18 protein-coding genes and 1 pseudogene are annotated in these 19,854 nt (G+C 34.4%); 11 read left to right on the top strand and 8 right to left on the bottom strand.

The window, feature by feature from the left end; all coding sequences use genetic code 11:
* Window positions 1–22: 22 nt before the first annotated feature.
* Window positions 23–1,315 (bottom strand): annotated as a pseudogene (locus A9G35_RS10305) (2-hydroxycarboxylate transporter family protein); the annotation flags it as partial.
* A 280-nt stretch (window positions 1,316–1,595) separates the two neighbouring features.
* On the opposite strand from A9G35_RS10305, the gene A9G35_RS10310 reads away from it, so the two are divergent.
* The 9 genes from A9G35_RS10310 to A9G35_RS10350 all read left to right on the top strand — a co-directional run bounded on the left by A9G35_RS10310 (window position 1,596) and on the right by A9G35_RS10350 (window position 10,751).
* Entirely contained in the window at window positions 1,596–3,185 is a 1,590-nt protein-coding gene (locus A9G35_RS10310; protein ID WP_065636803.1) for an ATP-binding protein, read from the top strand.
* Window positions 3,186–3,200: 15 nt separating this feature from the next.
* On the top strand, window positions 3,201–3,902 hold the full coding sequence (locus tag A9G35_RS10315) for a response regulator (protein WP_065636789.1): 702 nt from the start codon (window positions 3,201–3,203) through the stop codon (window positions 3,900–3,902).
* Window positions 3,903–4,072: 170 nt separating this feature from the next.
* Window positions 4,073–5,044, top strand: a complete 972-nt coding sequence (locus tag A9G35_RS10320; protein WP_065636790.1) for a glutathione S-transferase family protein — start codon at window positions 4,073–4,075, stop codon at window positions 5,042–5,044.
* Between the two features lie 22 nt (window positions 5,045–5,066).
* Window positions 5,067–5,807, top strand: a complete 741-nt coding sequence (locus A9G35_RS10325; protein WP_065636791.1) for an amino acid ABC transporter permease — start codon at window positions 5,067–5,069, stop codon at window positions 5,805–5,807.
* Complete coding sequence (locus tag A9G35_RS10330) at window positions 5,804–6,556, top strand: amino acid ABC transporter ATP-binding protein (RefSeq protein ID WP_065636792.1); 753 nt, start codon at window positions 5,804–5,806, stop codon at window positions 6,554–6,556. Before A9G35_RS10325 ends, A9G35_RS10330 begins: the two co-directional genes overlap by 4 nt.
* Window positions 6,557–6,570: 14 nt before the next feature.
* Entirely contained in the window at window positions 6,571–6,996 is a 426-nt protein-coding gene (locus A9G35_RS10335; protein ID WP_065636793.1) for a GNAT family N-acetyltransferase, read from the top strand.
* A 69-nt stretch (window positions 6,997–7,065) separates the two neighbouring features.
* Window positions 7,066–7,887: a transporter substrate-binding domain-containing protein gene (locus tag A9G35_RS10340; RefSeq protein WP_065636794.1), complete on the top strand. Its 822-nt coding sequence runs from the start codon at window positions 7,066–7,068 to the stop codon at window positions 7,885–7,887.
* 861 nt (window positions 7,888–8,748) lie between these two features.
* Window positions 8,749–9,612, top strand: coding sequence for an RNA ligase family protein (locus A9G35_RS10345; protein ID WP_176701420.1), 864 nt, complete (start codon window positions 8,749–8,751; stop codon window positions 9,610–9,612).
* Entirely contained in the window at window positions 9,609–10,751 is a 1,143-nt protein-coding gene (locus tag A9G35_RS10350) for an AAA family ATPase (RefSeq protein WP_065636795.1), read from the top strand. The genes A9G35_RS10345 and A9G35_RS10350 overlap by 4 nt, the downstream gene beginning before the upstream one ends.
* A 139-nt stretch (window positions 10,752–10,890) precedes the next feature.
* On the opposite strand, the gene citG is transcribed toward A9G35_RS10350, so the two are convergent.
* The 5 genes from citG to A9G35_RS14190 all read right to left on the bottom strand — a co-directional run bounded on the left by citG (window position 10,891) and on the right by A9G35_RS14190 (window position 16,528).
* Window positions 10,891–11,784 carry a triphosphoribosyl-dephospho-CoA synthase CitG gene (gene citG, locus A9G35_RS10355; protein WP_065636796.1) on the bottom strand — a complete coding sequence of 298 codons (894 nt, stop codon included), beginning with the start codon at window positions 11,782–11,784 and terminating at the stop codon, window positions 10,891–10,893.
* Between the two features lie 99 nt (window positions 11,785–11,883).
* Complete coding sequence (locus tag A9G35_RS14185; RefSeq protein WP_081300200.1) at window positions 11,884–14,907, bottom strand: DNA translocase FtsK 4TM domain-containing protein; 3,024 nt, start codon at window positions 14,905–14,907, stop codon at window positions 11,884–11,886.
* 105 nt (window positions 14,908–15,012) lie between these two features.
* Entirely contained in the window at window positions 15,013–15,429 is a 417-nt protein-coding gene (locus A9G35_RS10365) for a gamma carbonic anhydrase family protein (RefSeq protein WP_065609079.1), read from the bottom strand.
* Between the two features lie 578 nt (window positions 15,430–16,007).
* Entirely contained in the window at window positions 16,008–16,280 is a 273-nt protein-coding gene (locus A9G35_RS13280; RefSeq protein ID WP_065636797.1) for a DDE-type integrase/transposase/recombinase, read from the bottom strand.
* Between the two features lie 143 nt (window positions 16,281–16,423).
* Window positions 16,424–16,528, bottom strand: coding sequence for an HTH domain-containing protein (locus tag A9G35_RS14190; protein ID WP_141673859.1), 105 nt, complete (start codon window positions 16,526–16,528; stop codon window positions 16,424–16,426).
* A 379-nt stretch (window positions 16,529–16,907) separates the two neighbouring features.
* Here A9G35_RS14190 and A9G35_RS10375 point away from each other — a divergent pair, with 379 nt between their 5' ends.
* On the top strand, window positions 16,908–17,939 hold the full coding sequence (locus A9G35_RS10375; RefSeq protein WP_065636798.1) for an AI-2E family transporter: 1,032 nt from the start codon (window positions 16,908–16,910) through the stop codon (window positions 17,937–17,939).
* A 277-nt stretch (window positions 17,940–18,216) separates the two neighbouring features.
* Here the strand turns inward: A9G35_RS10375 and A9G35_RS10380 are convergent, their stop codons facing one another.
* Entirely contained in the window at window positions 18,217–18,645 is a 429-nt protein-coding gene (locus tag A9G35_RS10380; RefSeq protein ID WP_065636799.1) for a four helix bundle protein, read from the bottom strand.
* On the opposite strand from A9G35_RS10380, the gene A9G35_RS10385 reads away from it, so the two are divergent.
* On the top strand, window positions 18,640–19,503 hold the full coding sequence (locus A9G35_RS10385; RefSeq protein WP_065636800.1) for an RNA-directed DNA polymerase: 864 nt from the start codon (window positions 18,640–18,642) through the stop codon (window positions 19,501–19,503). The two genes, A9G35_RS10380 and A9G35_RS10385, sit on opposite strands and share 6 nt — an antisense overlap.
* Here A9G35_RS10385 and A9G35_RS10390 read toward each other — a convergent pair.
* A partial coding sequence (locus tag A9G35_RS10390) for an integrase core domain-containing protein (protein WP_141673858.1) occupies window positions 19,480–19,854 on the bottom strand: 375 nt, incomplete at its 5' end. The genes A9G35_RS10385 and A9G35_RS10390 overlap by 24 nt on opposite strands.

Here is a 19,854-nt window from a genome sequence, read left to right on the forward strand (position 1 = left end):
GTTGTTTTTTGAAATGTAAAATCTATACTAAGAAATTGCCCAAAATGAGTAATGATACAGACACATTGATTGCGCCACCAATACGCGTTGCAATTTGTGCAAATGGCATTAATTCCATACGTTCGGCAGCAGTTAGAATTGCCACGTCACCTGTTCCGCCTTGACCACTTTGACAACAAGATATAACCGCAGCATCAACTGGATACATACCAAGCGCTTTTGACACAAAGAAACCAGTAGTCACTAAGCTCACAACAGTACAAACAATAACAATTAAGTTAGTAATAGTGAAAGCATCAACAATTTTTTCCCAAGGAGTAATTGCCACACCTACTGCAAATAAAATAGGATAAGTTACAGATGTTTGGAAAAATTTATAAACAACTTGTGAACCGCTCAATACTTTTGGTGAAACACCTGATACTAGCTTAACAAAAACGGCAGCAAATAACATCCCAACTGGTGCTGGAAGGCCGATTAATTTGTGACCAATCATACCTACCATATAAAGGATAGCTGCTAGTAAAACACCTGAAGCAAATGTTGTAACGTCTATTGCCATTTCAGTTTTAGTATTTTTTTTGTTCATTGAGTGATCATCTTTAGAAGCAGGTAATAAACGACCGTTACCAGTTAAATGCGGATAAGCTTTACCAATACGGTTAAGAATACCACCACAGATAATACCTGTTAAACCACCAAGCATAACAATTGGTAACACGCGACCAAGCGCATCGCCTTGTTCCATACCTAAAATTGTCGCATAACCGATTGAAAGAGGAATAGCACCTTCACCAACACCACCAGCCATAATTGGTAATACTAAGAAGAAAAATGTTTCAAACGGAGTTAAACCAAGTAAATAACCAACAGAAACACCAACGATCATACCAACAATTTCACCACAAAGCATTGGCGCAAAGATTCTTAAGAAGCCTTGGATAAGTGTTCGCTTATCCATATTCATAATACTACCCACGATAATACAGCAAATATATAAGTAAAGGATATGGGTATCTTTATAGAATTTAGTTGTTGCTTCAACAACGGGTTTAGGCAAAATACCATAATAAACTAGTGCAGATGGAATAAACGTTGCACAAATTGCAGCTGCACCCATTTTCCCAACAATCGGTAAGCGTTTACCTATCTCGCCACATAAAAAACCAAAGAAAGCACAAGTTACCACCATTACAACGATTTCGCTAGGTAATTTACCTGTTACTAACACTTCTAAACAAATAAGAATACCGGCAATAATAAATAATGGAAGTGGAATGACACCAATTTTATAATTGTCCATCAGTCGCCACCAGTTATATGGCCACCCTGTTTGTTTTTCTTCTATATGATTAATTGTTGATTTTTCTTCATTATGCGTTTTTCCAATTGAATTGAAATCCACCATGTATTTTTTCTCCAAAAATGATTTTATTTATTCGAAATCAATGGCGGCTATCTTTACAAAAAATTAATTAATTTTTTGTGATATAAATCATAAATTAACTGTGGTTTTTATGGTTTTAAAGGATCTATGTTTTTTAATGCTGTGTTACACTTATTTCAACTTAATACAAATAGATAATCATGTAAAAATGCAAAAAAAACTCCAATTATCGTTTACAACAAAGCTTTTTTTATCGCTTTTGTTGTTTTCGTTGACTGTTCTTGCGTTATTACAAAGCTACATTTGGAATATAACAGAAACCAATTTATACAGAAGCCTAGGCGAAAAGGCTCAAATTCAGGCAAAAGAGTTATCTGTCTTACCAAATTTAATTCAATATGTCCAAGACAAAGACATTAATAAAATAGCCATTTTAATTAAGGAAATATTTGAACAAAGTGATGCAAGCTATATTGTTATTGGCGATATGAATGCAAATCGCCTATTTCATACATCTGGTAGATCTTTATTTTCGCCCATGATAGGTAATGATAATCGAGAGGTGCTTAATGGCAATAGTAGTATCACCATTAGCGAAGGATCTTTAGGGTTAGCACTAAGGGGTAAAGCGCCAATTATTGAACATGGTAAAGTTATAGGAATTGTTTCAGTTGGTTATCTGATTGATGATATTTATGCATTGCGTATAAAGCAATTTATACCGTTTATTGTTTTTTGTTCGTTATTGTTTTTAGCATTATTTATTTTTTCATACTTTTTTTCAAAAGCGATTAAAAATCAGATGCTGAATCTAGAACCTAAAGCAATTGCACTACTCGTAAAAAGCCAAAAGTCGATCATGGAGTCGATTTTTGAAGGCGTTATCGCAATCGATCTTAATTATAAAATAATCAATATTAACCAATCGGCCAGATGCATGTTAGAAATTAGCTACAACGATGATTCCTTAATCAACCACAAATTAAGTGATTTTATAAAATCTAACGATTTTATTTATGGCAAGGATAATCAACATCAAGATATACATGACCACATCTGTTACTTTAACAATATTAGCGTTATTGCCAATAGAATCCGTATTATTGTAGACGAAAAAATCCAGGGTTGGGTTATCACATTTCGTAATTTTAACGACATCAATCTACTGAGCATGCAACTAACGCAAGTAACACAATATGTCGATAATCTGCGTGCTATTAGGCATGAACATCTTAACTGGTTGGCAACGTTATCAGGATTGATTTATATGAAACGGTATGCAGAAGCGCAATCATTTATCGCCTTACAGTCTGCTGATAACCAAAATAATCTGGATTTTATTACCGAAAATATTCAAATCCCCGCGATTTGCGGATTACTCATTGGCAAATATTCAAAAGCGCACGAAATCGGTCTAAAGCTCATATTTGACCCCGCATGCCAATTAAGTGCATTACCGTCACTTATCACCGAAACAGAATTTATGTCAATTTTAGGTAATTTACTTGATAATGCTTTCAACGCTAGCCTAAAAAACAAAGATGGCGATAAAACAATTTACTTATATCTTAGTGACGCAACAAACGAAATCGTCCTTGAAATTAGCGACCAAGGTTGTGGGATCGATCAAGGTATTCGTAGCTCTATCTTTGAACCTGGAGTTACCTCTCAAGAAGGTAAAGAGCATGGTATTGGTTTACATCTTGTTTCAACCTACATAAAAAAAGCTAATGGTTATATTACATTTGAAGATAATACTCCGTATGGAACAATTTTTTCTGTATTTATTCCCAAATAATAGGAAGGTAATTGTATGAACGAATTTCAAGAAAACGCCATTAAAGTACTTATTGTCGAAGACGAACCAATATTAGCCGAATTGAATGCAGAGTTTATTCAAAAAGATACCAAAGTCAAAGTCATTGGCATCGCATCAAATTTAGACGAAGCCAAAATCATGGTTGAAAAGCTAAAACCAACTTTAATTTTGCTTGATAACTATTTACCAGATGGACAGGGAATAGAATTATTTGAATACATAATCAATAACCAGCTAGACAGTTATGTTATTTTTATTACCGCAGCAAGCGACATGGATACTTGCAGCAAAGCAATTCGTTATGGTGCTTTTGATTATTTGATTAAACCCGTCTCTTATCAACGATTAAAACACTCGCTTGAGCGTTTTGAACTATTTTTATACCGACAAAGCCTACAAAAACACGTCAATCAACGCAAAATTGACGAACTGTTCAACTTACAAACCAAAGACTTTGTTAACATGAATCGCCGCTCAAAAGGTATTGAAGAAATCACACTACAAAAAGTCAAAGACCTATTTATGCAAACCGATAAAGCACTCACCGTTGACGAAATTGTAGAAAAGGCCAACATTAGTAAAACAACCGCACGGCGGTATTTAGAATATTGTGTCCAAATCAAATTACTAATGGTAGAGCTTAATCATGGAAAAATTGGACGACCAGAAAGATTATATAGACGGTTAGGAAAATAAATATTTAAGTTAAGATAATTTTCATATAGTGGCTTATCTTCTATATAATTGATAATTATATAAATATGCTTATTTGTTATTTTAACTGCAAAATATTTGATGCTAAATTTAACCCACCTAGTTGCCAAATAGTTAAAATTTTGCGGTACAAAAAAATAAGGAGTAAGCGTATGTCTTTAGTGGTAGGAAAGATCGTTACTACTGAAAATAATGAGATTGACAAAAATGGAGCATTTGTTCGCCAGACAAATCGCTTTATTACACCATTTGGCGATGAACCTGGACAGCTACCGGTTGAAGCAGGCCGTTATCGCTTAATTTGGGCGGCTATTTGCCCTTGGGCGCATCGCTCAATGATTGCTATTAAATTATTGGGATTAGAAGATGTAATTAGTATCGGTAAAGTAAGTCCGATTAGAACTTCTAATGGCTGGGAATTTTCGCTTGATGCTAGCGGTGTTGATCCTGTACTAGGTATTCGTTATCTACCTGAAATCTACGCTTTAACTGATCGTGAGTATAACGGCAGGGCGACAGTGCCAACGGTTGTCGATGTAAAAACAGGCAAAGTCGTTAATAATGATTATTTTAAACTGACCTATTATTGGGAAACCGCATTTAAACCTTTCCATAAAAAGGGTGCACCTGACCTTTATCCAGAAAAATTACGAACGGATATTGATGAACTAAATCATGTGATATTCCATGAAGTGAATAATGGTGTGTATAAAGCAGGTTTTGCACGTTCGCAAAAAGCTTATGAAGATGCATACAACCTTGTTTTTAATCAATTGGATAAGTTAGAACAGCGTTTGAGTCAGTCACGTTACTTATTTGGTGATAAGATAACTGATTCTGATATTCGCCTCTATGTGACATTAGCTCGATTTGATGTTGCCTACTATTGTGCTTTTAAAACCAATCGTAATCGAATTATCGACTACCCTAACTTGTGGGCTTATGCTCGAGACCTTTATCAAATCCCTGCTTTTGGTGAAACTACTGATTTTGAAGCAATAAAGAAAGGCTATTTTTTGGGTGATAATGCGCATAATCCTTATGATATTTTACCCTTAGGTCCAGATGTGAGTAATTGGCATACACCACATAACCGAGATAAACAGTTTAGTTCAAGTCACTAATTTAATTAATGGGATAATTATAATGCCAAATATATTAGATATTGGATTAATCTTTACTCAAATCCCAATGTTACTTGCTTATTTACCTGTAACACTTTTTATTACTTTTTTCTCAATGTTACTTGGGGTAATGCTCGGTCTGATTATTGCTATCATCAAAATGAATAAAATACCGATATTATCACAAATAGCAACGGTATTTGTCTCTTTTATAAGAGGAACGCCATTATTAGTACAGCTCTATTTAAGCTTTTATGGTATTCCTATCTTATTGTGTTATATCAATTATTTTTATGATACTCACTATAATATTAATGGTATATCCCCAATGTTTTTTGTGTTAATTGCCTTTTCGTTAAACGAGGCAGCTTATAATTCAGAAACAATCCGCGCAGCATTACAGTCTGTGAATAAAGGTCAGATTGAAGCTGCACAATCATTGGGCATGACCTATAGCCAATTGTTACGAAGAATTGTGATCCCTGAAGCCTTTATTGTGGCATTACCTAATTTAGCGAATGCGCTGATTGGTTTACTAAAAGGCACATCATTAGCATTTGTTTGTTCGGTGACTGAAATGACTGGTAGAGGGAAAACTTTAGCAGGGCATAGTTACCGTTATTTTGAAGTTTATATCTCATTGGCTTTAATTTATTGGGCATTAACCATCATTATTGAGCTAATCATAAAAAATTTAGAAAAGCGTTTAACCATTTCTGAAAGTGTTGACACTCCAAGTTATCGCCGAGGAAAATTATTATGATTAATGTTCAAAATTTAACATTATCTTTTCATCATAATATTATATTGAATCAACTTAACTTTCACATTCGCCCCCATGAAATTGTTGCGATTATTGGAGCATCCGGAGCGGGTAAATCGACACTTTTACGTTGTCTAAATTTATTAGAAAAACCACAGCAAGGAAAGATCCGTATTGATAATTTTGAATTTGATGTCAGCTGTAGAAAACGGCATAAAGTAGTAGCCTTTCGCCAGCAAACAGCAATGGTGTTTCAACAATTCAATTTATTTCAACAAAAAAATGCTTTAGAAAATGTCATGGAAGGACTAATGATTGTAAAAAAATACTCAAAGGATAAGGCAAAGCAGATAGCATATGAAAAACTAGTTCAGGTCGGTCTTGCTGAGCGAATTTATCATTATCCAAAACAGTTATCAGGAGGACAACAGCAACGGGTCGCAATTGCCAGAGCATTAGCTATGGAGCCGAAAGTTTTGTTGCTTGATGAACCCACCTCGGCACTCGATCCTGAGCTAGTGGGAGAAGTGTTAGCAACAATAAAAATAGCAGCTAAATCAGGTATCACTATGATTTTAGTTTCTCATGAAATGAGTTTTGTTCATGACATTGCAACTCGGGTGCTATTTTTAGATAAAGGAAAAATCATTGAAGATGGTTCACCGCAGCAAGTGTTTTCAAATCCAACTCAGCAAAGAACCAAAGATTTTTTAGCCAGACATTATTCGGCAGTTGATTATGAAATTTAATAAATGGAGTATGAATGAATATTATTATTCAACAACATTGTGATGGTATTAATTGGCAAGACGTCGCAGATTTACTTGCTTTTTATGGACTTAGTTCATTGGATGCTAAAATGCAAGAACTAGTGTTTCGTAATAGCTATGCCGTTGTATTTTTACTGGACCAAGAGCGCATTGTTGGTGTTGGGCGTGCATTATCTGATGGTGTTTGTCAGGCGGCTATATATAACATTGCATTGGCAAAACATCTACATGGGCTACAGTATGGAAGGCTGATAGTTGATAAACTTGTTGAGCAGATAATACAGTGCAATATTATTCTTTACACCCACCCACAAACCGTCGAGTTTTATAAAAATTTAGGCTTTGAAGTAATGAAAACGGGCATGGTTCGTTATCAATCCGATCATCTAACTGAAATGAGAAAAATGGGTTTTATTTAAAATGTAGATAAAAACAGTTCAATCAATCCATTGGCAAGATTAAGCCAAATTTAAGGAGAAAATAGTGTTATGAATTACAAAAAGTGGTTAAATATTTTAGTAGTAGGAACTTTATTTTTAACTGGCTGTGATAATCAAAATAAAGATACGCAAGCAAAAGGTAAAGAAAAAATTATTATTGCAACATCTGGGGCTCCAAGTCCTTTCACCACGGTAGATAAAAAAGGTGAGCTAATGGGGTATGATATTGAGGTGGTAAAAGCAATATTTGCAAATCTACCTCAATATGAGATTAGCTTTGAAATTACTGAATTTCCATCAGTTTTAGCGGGGCTCGATTCGCAGCGTTATCAGGTAGGTGCTAATAATTTTGCCATGAATGAAAAACGGAAAGAAAAGTATTTCTATTCTGATCCTATTTTTAAAAATCAATATGCTATTGCAGTTGCAACAAAAAATAACAATATTAAACAGTTTACCGATCTTAATGGCAAATCAACCGAAGTGACGCCGGGACTGAATTATGCTACCGCATTAGAGTTATATAATGAACAACATCCAAATAATCCTGTTAAAATTGTTTATAGTGAAGCTGATTTATTGCCTGTACTTCAGCATGTTGAAACTGGACAATATGATTTTCAATTAATCGATAAAGTGATGCTATCGCAATTGATTACTGAATATAATCTTAATCTAAAAATAATAGAATTAAACCAAGATGATACTGATCGTATTGGTTCGCCATACAGTTATTTATTGATCAGTAAAGATGCTAAAGGTGAACAGTTAATTAAAGATATTAACCAAGGGATACAACAAATTATCAATAATGGCAAGTTGTCGAAAATTAGTGAACATTATTTTGGTACAGATTATTCACCTAAATAATCAATTTTTTTATGCTAATGGCAGATAAACATCGGTTATCATGCATTGTGATCGAATATTAGGAATTACATTTACATAATGGAAAATTGGCGGAAAGTAACCATTTACTTCTTATCTTGTGTAGACGTATTGTGAATAAGTAAATAATAGCTTGATTATTTTTTCTTGAGCAGGCGCCCTTAGCATTAGCTCAGTGTAGTGGTAGTATGGTCTTATTGATAACATCATAAGGATTTTCCGCAATTGGTCTATCAATTGATATGACAAAATCAATATGCTGTTTATCTTACAACGAAGTGGTATTAGGATTGGGATAGTAATGCTATAACTTTGGTATTTATAGCAATCTAACATATTGTTATCTTGTTGCTGTTTAACCAGTTTATTGACCGTTTTATATTATAATAAAGGTGAACTATAATGTTAATAATGACTAATTGTGTCATGGAAAATTGTACAATTTTTACCTTCATAAGTTACTCCCAAGAATTCAGCTTTATTGAATATTATTATCTTTTCATTAAGTAGAAAATCATTTGAATCAATGGAATTCAAATCGTAATAGAGATTAGTGCAAAAGTAATATTTACCATCGATTATTGGTTTAATTTCTTAATTAATTATTACAATTAAACTTGACAAATAATTAACAGTCGTTAATAATAGCGCCGTTTTTTTAACCTGAATTTTTTATTATAGCGAGGTGGCAAAATGCCTGTAGTTAACACTTTATCTTAATGCCGACTTGGTATCTTCTATCATATTGTCTTTTGCTTAGTATTATCTAAGCCCCTTCGTTGCAATTCAATCTATAGATTTTTGCCTTGTCGGTTTTCCCTTATTTTTTTTGGAGAAAACATTATGACAATGGAATCTTATATTCAAAATTTAGAATTAATTAAATATCCACGAACACCGCACCTAGAAAGCTCACGCTTACAGTTTGGTGATAGTGAACATGGACAACGTCCTTATAAGCAATTAGCTGGTCAATATATTGTTATTGAAGAAAAACTTGACGGAGCAAACTGTGCTATCAGTTTTTCAGCTAGTGGTGAGCTGTTGCTTCAATCTCGAGGACATTACTTAATAGGTGGTTCACGAGAACGCCAATTTAACCTTTTAAAGCATTGGGCTTGCGTGCATGAATATTGGTTACTTGAGCGTTTAGAAGATCGCTATATCCTTTATGGTGAATGGTTACACAAAAAACATGCTATTTTTTATGATGCTTTACCGCACTATTTTTGCGAGTTTGATATTTGGGATAGACAACAAAACTGTTTTTTATCTACCCTAAAGCGACATCAATTATTAGCTGGTGGTCCTGTTTTATCGGTACCTGTGCTATTTGCAGGGATTGCACCTTCTAAATTGAGCGATTTATTGGCGTTAGTCAGACCATCTTTGGCTAAAACCGCTAATTGGCGTACTTGCTTTGAACAAATCGTGATGCGTGAAAAGCTTGACTTAAGCAAAGCTTGGCAACAATGCGATAACTCTGACTTGATGGAAGGGTTATATCTTAAAATCGAATCGGAAGAACAAACCATTGATCGATTAAAATGGGTTAGGCAGGATTTTGTTCAGGCGATTTTAGATGCAGGGCAACATCATAGTGAACAGCCTTTTATTCCAAACCAATTGGCTCAAGGTGTTGAGTTATATACACCTCAATTAACAGTGAATTGGAATAATGGATGCCTAAACGGGGGTAAATTATGAATTACCAAGTACTAAAACAACAAATAGCAAGTACGTTGGCAACAGATGATTTTAGCCCATGGTTAACCTGTATTCCTGAATTGAATAGTTTGATAATAACGCCACAAGATCCCTCGCATCATGGAGAGGGAAACGTTTGGGTTCATACGCAAATGGTTGTGCGTGCATTATTAACGCAAGAAGAGTTTACCAACGCAACAGAAGATGAGCAGTTTGTATTATTTATGACTGCTTTATTACATGATATCGCTAAGCCAGAAACCACCGTTATAGATGAGTTGACAGGTAAAATTACACAACCACGGCATTCCAAAAAAGGCGAGATCCGTAGTCGTATATTACTATGGCGAATGGGGGTGCCATTTGATTTGCGGGAACAAATCTGCCGAATCATTAGTGTACATCAAGTGCCTTTTTTTGCTTTAAGTGATGAGGGAAGAAATAAATCACCCGAATATTTAATTCACCGCTTATCGTGGCAATTGCCTATTTGGATGTTGTGTTTGCAAGCTAAAGCAGATATGGAAGGTCGTATTTGTGCTGATAAACGCCGAGCGCTTGATGAAGTTGAACTCTTTAGGCAATTGGCACTTGAAGAAGGGTGTTTATATCAACCTCGTCAATTTGTTGATGATTATACTCGTATCGAATATTTTCGAGGTAGTAATGTATTACCCGATTATGCATTATATCCTCAAGAAGGATCTAAGGTGATTATGCTAGCTGGTTTACCTGCATCGGGTAAAAATAGTTGGGTGAGTAAACATTATCCAACATGGGATGTTGCTTCTTATGATGATGCTAGATCTGAGCTAAGACTAAAGCACGGTGAAAACGAAGGGCTAGTTATTCAGTTTGTGTTAGCAAAGGTTAAACAGTGGTTAAGAACAAAACAACCTTTTATTTGGAATGCGACCCACTTATCGCAAGAAATGCGTCAAAAAGCACTCGATTTGCTTTATGCTTATCATGCGAATGTGGAAATTGTCTATCTTGAACAACCAGAAAAAGAGTTGTATCGCCGTAATTCGGCACGAGATACTACGTTGCCAAATAAAGCAATTCAGCGGTTATTAAATAAATGGGAAGTTCCATTACCGACTGAAGCACATAAGGTGAGTTATTTTATTAATCAATAATTATTACTCATCTTTGGTTATATTAATTGGGGCCGATATTAAAGCCCCAAAATTAATTGGAGAATAGTGTTAAATATTAAATTCTGTTATTTTTAATTACTTTTTATATCAATAAATCTTATCTTTTTATTGTCTTGTTTTATCCATTATATTGAGATAAAAACCAAGTAATCGCAATTAAATCCGCTGATCCGCCAGGGCTTAAATTACGTTTTATTAATTCACTGTCAAGATGATATAAATTTTCTCGTACTTTGGGATTGATTACCCCACCTTGTTTGATGAGTTTTTTCGCTTGTTCTTGGACAAAGGTCAAGCCATCAAGTCCACCTCGTGAAACTACATTAGTGTCTTGATTAAAAGCAAGTAAATGTAACATCGCTTGTAATAAGCAAGTTTCTTCATCATAGCCGTTCTTTTGCATTTGTTGAAAGATAGGCAGTGAGATATTTCTAACTGTTGCATAACCTGATTCTGCTTCTCCTCTTGCTCCTGTAAGGTTATGGAGTTTAAATAGCTTTTCACCAACAGAATTTGTTAGATTATTTTGTTTTAGCTCGCTTTGAACAATGCCTTGGCAAATGGATGAAACTTCGTTACAAATGCTTTGTATATTGATTGGTAAGTTTAATTGCTCTAACTTGCCAATAGCGCCGAGCAGCAAACCAAAGGCAAATATCCCGCCTTTATGAGTATTAACTTGATTGGTGGCTTTAAACATCGCTTGTTCGCAATTAATACCAATTGGTCTAATGCCAGCTAAAAAAAGTTGATTTTTATGCAAAGCTGATGTTTTACCATATTGGTAAAAACGTTCAAACCAGACACAAATAGCACTAATACTTTGAATAAAGGTTTGGAAATCCATATCACGATGTGCTCCACTATTATTCATATCAACTAATCCGGGTTTTGGTGATAAGCAAATTTCTTTGATTAATGCTTTAGTTGCTAATTGCGCAGGTAAACATCGGTTAGGGTCATTATTGAGTTGTAATTCTAATAATGCTACTTGCTGAGAATAATCACTCATTACTATTGGTTACCTATAGGGATTCGATTTAATTAATTTGCATGATGCTATGATGTAAACACCAAGCCACTCTTTTAAATGGATTGGTGTGTGATAAAACTAATAATCGTTATGTGTTGATACAGCTAGTACTTCCCGATTTCCATTATGACTTGGGGCGCTAATAATGCCTTCTACTTCCATTTGTTCGACAATTCGGGCTGCTCGGTTGTAGCCAATTCTAAATTTTCGTTGTACGCTAGAGATAGAAGCTCTTCGTGTTTCTATGACAAAAGCAACAACTTGGTCAAATAATGGATCGAGTTCTTCATCTGACGAGTTGGAATTGCCATTTTCACTATCATCGGTCGCAACTGTGACATTGTCAACGTATTTTGGTGTGCCACGTGCTTTCCAATCTTGCACAACGGCGTGCACTTCTTCATCACGCACAAATGCACCGTGAACACGAATTGGAATGGAGCTATTAGGGGCTAAATAAAGCATATCTCCCATACCAAGTAATGATTCTGCTCCCATTTGATCTAAAATAGTGCGAGAATCAATTTTGCTTGATACTGTAAAAGCGATACGAGTTGGTATATTCGCTTTGATTAAGCCCGTAATGACATCCACCGATGGACGTTGTGTGGCTAAAACTAGATGAATACCTGCTGCTCGCGCTTTTTGAGCAAGCCGTGCAATTAGTTCTTCGACTTTTTTACCGACAGCCATAATCAAATCAGCAAACTCATCGACCATAACCACAATATAGGGTAATTTTTCGAGTGTCGGCATATTAAGATCCATACTATCAGTTGGTTTCCAAAGTGGATCGGGAATTGGTCTGCCCATTTGTTCTGCTAGTTTTATTTTTTCGTTATAACCAGCAATATTACGCACACCTAATGCTGACATTAGACGATAGCGTCGTTCCATTTCGTTAACACACCAATTTAATGCATTAGCGGCATCTTTCATATCAGTAACCACTTGTGTTAATAAATGTGGTATTCCTTCATAAATAGATAACTCTAGCATTTTGGGGTCAATCATAATAAACCTGACATCTTCAGGTTGCGATTTATATAAAATGCTTAAAATCATCGCATTAACACCAACTGATTTACCCGAGCCAGTAGTACCAGCAACAAGTAAATGAGGCATTTTAGCAAGATCAGCAACCACTGATTGCCCAGCGATATCTTTTCCTAATACGACAGTTAACGGCGATTGAGCATCTTTAAATTGAGGGCTGTCTAAGACTTCTCTAAAATAGACTGTTTGACGATTTTTATTGGGCAATTCTATACCTACATAAGGTTTTCCCGGAATAACTTCAACTACACGAACCGATGGCATTGATAATGATCGTGCTAAGTCACGATCTAGCGTTGAAATTCGTGCCGCTTTGATACCCGGTGCAAGTTCAATTTCAAATCGAGTAATCACAGGTCCCAGTAAATAATCAACCACTTTAGCCTTAACTCGATAATCCGATAAACTTTTTTCAATCAGTTCCGACATTGCGTTTAAGGCACCATGATCGACTTCGATTCGAGCTGTTGGTGGCGCAGTTAATAAGTTCAGTGACGGTAGTGGCGTAGTCGGTTTAGGTAACGGTTTATCATTACGTCTTAATAACGGATGAATTAAGCTATCTTCGTCATTTTCATTAAAATGATTATGTTGAATATCTTCAACACGATCTTCTTCAGGATAGATATCGTCAATAATTGGATTTGCTTTTTTTAGAGCTTCAGTGTCAACATATTCTAGTTGCTCTACGTCTGCTTTCACTTCTTTTATTTCAGTTTCAGTCTCTGTATCTGTTATGTTTTCTATATCTTCTATAGATGCAGTGTCTTTTGTACTTGTAATAACCTGTGGTTCTTGAATAAATGGTTGTTTGGTTTCAGTTGTTTCTATAGCTGAAAGGTTGATGGATGATTCAAACGGTGTTTGTTCATTAGTAAAATTAATTTTGGGTTCGTTGTGTACTGATGTAAACAGTGGTTTACTTGGTGCATCTGAAATTGTGTATTTTTCTGGTTCATCGAATGGTAGTTTTTCTTCTGATTTTTGTGTTTGTATTACCTGTTTTATTTGTTCTATTGATGAAGACAAGGTTTGCTCTTGCTCTGGAGTAGCTTTGTTTCCATTCATGTTTTGAATAATTGATTCAAGGCAAGATAAAATCTCGTTAGGATCGAGCTCTTTATTTGGTGGATTATCACTTGTTAGGGGCGCTGTTGTTGACTGCGGTACTTGAGTATCTTTGTGGGATGAATTGATTAATTCATCGGTTGTTTTTATTGAGATTGTTTTATCGTCAGCCGATATGATGGTATTTCCAGCCTGATTTTGAGTTGTTTCAACACTAGAGATAGTATTTGATGTTGGAATGATATTGATATCATCATCTGATTTTTTATCTAGTTTTGTATCAAAAGGTATTGTAAATTGAGGATCTTTTATTTCCTCATTAGTCTGTGCTATTGGTTTTTCGTTTAGTGAATCTGGTTGTTTAAGTTTATTGGCTGTGCGAGGCTTAATTAACCATCTAATCGGTAGTAGTAAAATCATGACAAAAGCACCTAATTTTTCAATTAGATTCAACCATGATAATCCAGTTAATAATGTGACACAGGCCAAGCAAGTTCCAAGAAGAATTAAGGATAAAGTAATGCTATCTATAATTGGTAAAAGGCTTTCGATGACAATCGCACCTAAATAACCGCCCGCTTCAAATTGTTCAGAATCAGCAATATTTAAAGTAAAAAATCCTGTAGTACTAAATATAAATGCTAACACACCAATAATCCGAAATGAAAGACTAAAGTAGTTTATAGGATCATTAGCATGTTTATAAAAATAAACGATTGACTGTAAACAAATAAAAATAGCGATAAAAGGTAGGCTATAAGCAATAAAGCCTAAAAATTGAAACAGAACGTCACAGATGTATGCGCCAATATAACCGCCAAAATTACTAATAGGATAGTGCCAAGCTGTACGAGACCAACCTGGATCGGATGGATCGTAACTGAACTGCGATAGAAATAAACAAACAGATAAACCTATTATTGTTAGTAGGATCAATTGAGCAATGATCTGTTTTTTTGTAATTTTGGGCTTTTTCAAACAAGTACCTAAAAATTATTGCTATTAAAATAGCTAGCATTTTATCATAAATTGTGCTTGCTCACAGAGCCAATACCGTTTAAAACGCAATTTATTGTTGGGTTATTATGCAACAGGAAGTAGGCTAGTTTTAAATCTTATACCATTTTGTACATATCGTTGTGCATTAGTGATATTTGCTGTAATTTCAGCTTTAGTTAATTTGCGGATAATTTTTGCGGGTGATCCCATAATTAAACAACCTTCTTCATAAGGTATGGTGTGTGTTACTAGCGAGTTGGCGCCAACAAGGCAATTTTTTGCAATTTTAGCATTGTTTAATATAGTACTACCCATACCAATTAATACACCATCTTCAATGGTGCAACTATGTAGGATAACATTATGCCCAATAGTGACATTCTCGCCAATAATGCAAGGGATATCTGTTTTAATAAACGATGGGATGACATCTGTATAAACAGTATTATTATCTATTCTTGTGACATAAGGTTGTAATTGTTTTAACGGAAATAAAAACACTAGCGACAATACATATTAATTTTCTAGATTTCTCTAGATTATTAAACATGTTCTTTTCGAAAGTTCTACTTTATTTTGTTAATAACAGTACAATTGCATCTCCACCGTTAACGGCTAACTCCTTAAACTGTTTTACAGATGCAATTGTAATATTTATCAATCCGTTAGTATCAAATGCGATAGAAGTAATTATTGATATCGTTAATATTCGATGTAAATTTTCTGATATGACAAATCGCCTTTGTCCAAAGGCGATATCAATAGATTTAAAAGTTATCTATAACTATCCCCTAAAATAGTACAGCAAAAAAGTAGAAAATTCTCCATAATAAAAAGTAAAAGAGGATTTAAACATGAAAAAAATAACTGAACACCAAATTGTATCGATATTAAAAGAAGCAGAAGCAGGTATTCCTGTTGTAGGAAAACGTCGAATTGTTTACACCTCATGGTTAAAATAATCCTCTAAAAACGCATAAGCGTTTTCCTAAAGATCGCTTTATGGATTTTAACCGTATTATAAAAATTAATAAAACGATTGAGCTGTAGTAGCTCAAGCTTAATCTGACAGACACGTATTACTCATCGGCTTTCATTTTAACAAATAGGTGTTCGCTGGTGCCTTGATATTCACGCCCGTTATCGGAATAAATACATGTAATGGTATAAGGACACTGGGCTAACACATCGTTTTGTAAAAATTGTGCCGAGCTAAATTGGGATTTATCAGGATAAATACCGGCATAAAGCTCACGTGAAAAATCATCAATGCCAACAAATAAATATTTTCTCGTTTGCTGTTTCGTTTCATTTTTAAGTAAAGGTAAACCTTTGGTATCAACGTGTAACATTCCATCCGGATAGGTTTTGTTATCGCGTTTAGCTTGCCGTCTTAATTTATCTTCAATCGATTTTTCGACTTTAACCAGACGTTTAATACCCTAGTTGATGGTTTTATAACATTCATTCTGACTGGTTAAAGACACAAACAGCTTCAATCGGGCTTTTTTAGTACGTTATAAATGGTAGGACGACTGACCATAAAGCGTTTTGTCAAATCACTGACCGTTATTTTTTCTTTATGATATAAGCGCCATATTTTTTGTCTGTGATAAGGAGTTAATTTTGTTTTTTATGGATATTCATTACAGTGTTTTTCAAATTACTGTAAACAACGCGAGGGATTTCTACAAATTCGATTTATATAGATAATATTTTTTATTATCTATATAAATATCCCTCCCATTTTAATATAGTTATATTGGCTAAGCATAATTCATATGGAATATTGATACCTTATAATTCCAACTCTATAAATATTCGATTTTTATTATTATAAAAAATATTATCTCAAGCTTATTTTATTTGACTAATAATAAGCGGACGAATAATAAACCATCTGTTATAATTTTATCCTTATTTTAACTTATATATTTACTAAATATATTGCATTGATTATTAAAGGAAATAATACAACAATGTTACTTAATCATAATCAAAAATTAGGCCTGTTTTGTCTGGCACTGTTTTCCGTTAGTTTCATTATTTTAATGCAAGTGCATTTAATGCCGGCAGTGATAGCGGGGTTGTTGACCTATACGTTAACACAAAAATTAGATGATTTTTTATCGCGAAAAATGGCACGGTTTAGCCATCAGTCAAAATTAATTTCGATATTAGTGCTAACGACTGTGATTATGGGTATTTTTATCGGTGGCTTTTGGTATTTGTTTGCTTGGTTTGTTGATATGGCCAAGCATCCAACCGAAACGTTAACCAATATAAGGTTAGTTGTAAACAATGTAATAAACAGTTTACCGTCAAATGTTACCGATTATTTACCTGATAATATTGATGAAATTGAATCAACTATTATGGTTTATCTTAAAGATCATGTTTTTTATTTACAATCGATTATCAAAAAAGTATTTCATGATTTAGTCATATTAATTGTGGGAATGATTATTGGATTAATTTTAGGTTATAAACAAAACCAACGTAATACAGTTCATAATTCTGTGACACAAAGGCCATTAACTAAAGCGTTAAAGGCTAGTTTAAACCGATTAGTTGTGGTATTCCAATATGTTGCTATGTCTCAAGTTGTGATTGCATTATTTAATACGATAATGACTGCCATTTTGCTATTTATTATTTTGCCTATGTTTGGTATTCATTTACCATTTAGTAAAAGTTTAGTGCTAGCCACATTTGTTTTTGGACTTATTCCAATTATTGGAAATTTGATTGTCAATGTATTAATCTTTTTTGTTGCATTTACGGTATCGTTTACCGTTGCAATGGTAATTATTGTGTATTTAATTTTAATTCATAAAATGGAATATGTGCTTAATGCAAAAATAGTTGGGGCAAAAATTCATGCAGGTATCTGTGAATTGTTAATTGCGATGCTTTTTTTAGAGACGCTTTTTGGCGTGATTGGTTTAATTTTTGCACCTATTTTTTATGCGTTTATAAAATTATCACTAAAAGAATTACGAATTATTTAAATTTATTCAAATTAAAATCGGGTTATTATGTTTGGCTAAAAAGATCCAACAAATCCATCAAACTTAGCGAATATATCAAAAAACAGTATTGATACCATAAGGCACGTTATTGATAGGGTTAGTTTTGGTTGATGGGGTAGGTGCTTTTTAAAGGTATAAAATCGCTCCGATAGGATATTGATTTTATTTATGTTTTACTTCTATTTTTTCAATAGTGCTATTTACCACCAAAACCTAAAGCATTCAAAATGTTGTTCTTGATGTAAGTTAAAAATACTTATTTAACTTGACCCAAATCCTCATCATCCACCTGCGCCATAAACCAACGTTGCCAGCCAGTAGTCTGTTTTTGGATGTTGTCGATGGATTGGTTGAATGAAGCAAAAGCACCGTGCGAAATCATTTTCATCTTCCAACCCACACACAACAACCCTTTAATCACATCTAACGAAGCACGAATAAGTTGTAACTGTTTAACGGCTGATTGACATTCTTCGATGTTATCTCGGTCAACGATATTAGACAATACCGCAAAGCGTATTGCTCCTGTAAGCTCGGTTAAAATCGCTTCGCCGGTGGTAAATTTAAACGATTTAGGTAAATGACAATGCGTTTGCCAATAGCATTGGTATAATGTCACTAAATCATTAAATATTTTAGGTCGAACAAAAGTTGATTTAACAATGTTGAGCAATTCATCATGCATAATAACCTCACAAAACAATTATTAAATGTAGCCACACAAACCGCACAAAGTTTACAAAAATCGTTATCACTATTGAACATTGCTGAACTCTGTAACGAGTTAGCAAGCGATGTACTAAACCAAAAGTACCAACCAAGCACCTATACACGTTTTGCCGTTTGCGACCCAAAGCTACGCGAAATCTATGCACCAGCTTATCGTGACCGATTATTGCAATGTTGGTTAGTAAACCAAGCTGAGCCTATAATTAGCCCTCACTTTATTGAAGACTTTTATTCTAATCGCATTGGTAAGGGTACTTTATATGCCGTAAAGCGAGTACAACAATTAATGCGCAGACCCAATAATACTTACTATTTACACCTCGATATTCAAAATTATTTCAACTCAATTCATCGCCCTACATTACTCAATAACTGGTTAACCTTACTAAAAAAACATGCACCCCATAACCAATCATTAATTGCCTATGTATCAAGTAAAATATTACTACAAAATGTCGCTCAATCCGCTTATGTTGTTAGCGGTAGCAAAGCATTATTAGCCACCATTCCTAAGCATAAACGGTTAGCCTCGTCTCCTACGGATACAGGGATTCCGATTGGTTCTGCAAGTAGCCAACTTTTTGCTAATTTATATTTAAATCCGCTTGACCACTTTATAAAACACCAATTAAAAATAAAGGGTTATGTGCGTTATATGGATGACCTTCTTATACTCGGTAATTCGGCTAAACAACTATTGGCATGGAAACAGCAAATTAACCAATTTCTTACCACACAGCTAAAATTACAACTTCACCCTAAAAAACAACACTGGAATGGCAACACATTTTCAAACAAAAAAATTAAGGGGTAAGTGTTTTTTAAATTCAACGGGAGGCAAGTAGCCTAACGAAGAATGTAATCGTTTATGATTATACCAATAAGCATAAGCAGAAAAAGCGCGTTGTAACTCAGCCGTTGAGTTAAAACGTTGGCCTTTTACAAATTCCGTTTTAATTGTTTTAAATGTCGCTTCCGCTACCGCATTGTCATAAGGACATCCTTTCTTGCTTAATGAATGCGTGATATTAAATGTCTTAAAACAATCCGCTAATAACCGATTATCAAACTCTTTACCGCGGTCTGAATGAAATAAATCTAATTTCGATAATGGCAGTTTAATTTGGCTTAATGCCGACATAACAAGCTCTGCTGTTTTATGTTG

It is taken from the genome of Gilliamella sp. Choc5-1 (assembly GCF_001690595.1).
Lineage (GTDB): Bacteria > Pseudomonadota > Gammaproteobacteria > Enterobacterales > Orbaceae > Gilliamella > Gilliamella apicola_M.

Bases quoted from the DNA above. Each gene is read 5' to 3' on its own strand.
- A9G35_RS10310 (WP_065636803.1), top strand. From the start codon at position 1,596: ATGCAAAAAAAACTCCAATTATCGTTTACAACAAAGCTTTTTTTATCG.
- A9G35_RS10315 (WP_065636789.1), top strand. From the start codon at position 3,201: ATGAACGAATTTCAAGAAAACGCCATTAAAGTACTTATTGTCGAAGAC.
- A9G35_RS10320 (WP_065636790.1), top strand. From the start codon at position 4,073: ATGTCTTTAGTGGTAGGAAAGATCGTTACTACTGAAAATAATGAGATT.
- A9G35_RS10325 (WP_065636791.1), top strand. From the start codon at position 5,067: ATGCCAAATATATTAGATATTGGATTAATCTTTACTCAAATCCCAATG.
- A9G35_RS10330 (WP_065636792.1), top strand. From the start codon at position 5,804: ATGATTAATGTTCAAAATTTAACATTATCTTTTCATCATAATATTATA.
- A9G35_RS10335 (WP_065636793.1), top strand. From the start codon at position 6,571: ATGAATATTATTATTCAACAACATTGTGATGGTATTAATTGGCAAGAC.
- A9G35_RS10340 (WP_065636794.1), top strand. From the start codon at position 7,066: ATGAATTACAAAAAGTGGTTAAATATTTTAGTAGTAGGAACTTTATTT.
- A9G35_RS10345 (WP_176701420.1), top strand. From the start codon at position 8,749: ATGACAATGGAATCTTATATTCAAAATTTAGAATTAATTAAATATCCA.
- A9G35_RS10350 (WP_065636795.1), top strand. From the start codon at position 9,609: ATGAATTACCAAGTACTAAAACAACAAATAGCAAGTACGTTGGCAACA.
- citG (WP_065636796.1), bottom strand. From the start codon at position 11,784: ATGAGTGATTATTCTCAGCAAGTAGCATTATTAGAATTACAACTCAAT.
- A9G35_RS13280 (WP_065636797.1), bottom strand. From the start codon at position 16,280: ATGTTACACGTTGATACCAAAGGTTTACCTTTACTTAAAAATGAAACG.
- A9G35_RS10375 (WP_065636798.1), top strand. From the start codon at position 16,908: ATGTTACTTAATCATAATCAAAAATTAGGCCTGTTTTGTCTGGCACTG.
- A9G35_RS10385 (WP_065636800.1), top strand. From the start codon at position 18,640: ATGCATAATAACCTCACAAAACAATTATTAAATGTAGCCACACAAACC.
- A9G35_RS10380 (WP_065636799.1), bottom strand. From the start codon at position 18,645: ATGCATGATGAATTGCTCAACATTGTTAAATCAACTTTTGTTCGACCT.